We start from the raw sequence: 796 nt of genomic DNA on the forward strand, positions 1-796 counted from the left end.
TCATCCAAAGGAAGGCTAGGGTACACGGGTGCAAACGCCGCTGGCTCTCTCCGGCTGAGGGGCCATCAAACGACGAGTGTCTCTCGCCAATATGTCAGAACTCACTCACTGTCTGACGATGTGATCCGCGGTGGAGTTTGTCGCCCCCGAGAGGGGCGAGGGGGGCCGCCGTAGGCACCCACTCAACAACCATGTCTTCCGAGTACGAGCAACAGCGATCACGACTCACTGGCGAGCAAACTGGGGAACCGAGCGACGAACCGTGGGCGGACCTCAAACTGACGCTCCCCCACAACAGAAGTCCGACTGCCATCGTCTCACTTGTCGAGTGCGCACTCGTCGAACTCACTCACGAAGACGTCGGAGCCGAGTTCGTTTCGACGAGCGTTGCGGGAGTGAAGCGGACGCAGTTCATCGCCGTCGACGACGTCGGCCAACGGTTCCAGAAGCGGTATTTCGACGAACGTCTCGGCTGGCACGAAACGACAGTCAGCCGCGAAACGGTTCGCGAGGAGTTGGTCAACCGACTCACACAGCGTCCGTCACTGGGCAGTGAGGTGGGTCAGAATGGCATCGTTGGCGATCAACACAAATTCCTGGTGATGCCAATTCGAGAGCTTAGAGTTCAGGGATGATGCCCCATGTCTGGCTGTTGAGACTACTGTCGGTGTGCGTTTCTTGGATCTGTTTGGCCTCGGCATAGCTCCGCTCTGAGGGCCTCACGGATTGGGGTCGGAGGAGAGGGCTACATGTCGGGGGGCTCCATGATCTCCGGCACTCGCTGCGGGGGGACAGT

The 796-nt window shown here is 59.7% G+C and carries 1 protein-coding gene; it reads left to right on the forward strand.

Annotated elements, in window-relative coordinates; translation table 11 throughout:
* The first annotated feature begins 191 nt into the window (after positions 1-191).
* Positions 192-635, forward strand: a complete 444-nt coding sequence (locus QT222_RS00385; RefSeq protein WP_491475936.1) for a DUF8030 family protein — start codon at positions 192-194, stop codon at positions 633-635.
* Positions 636-796 lie beyond the last annotated feature (161 nt).

This window comes from Haloferax sp. s1, from assembly GCF_058382125.1.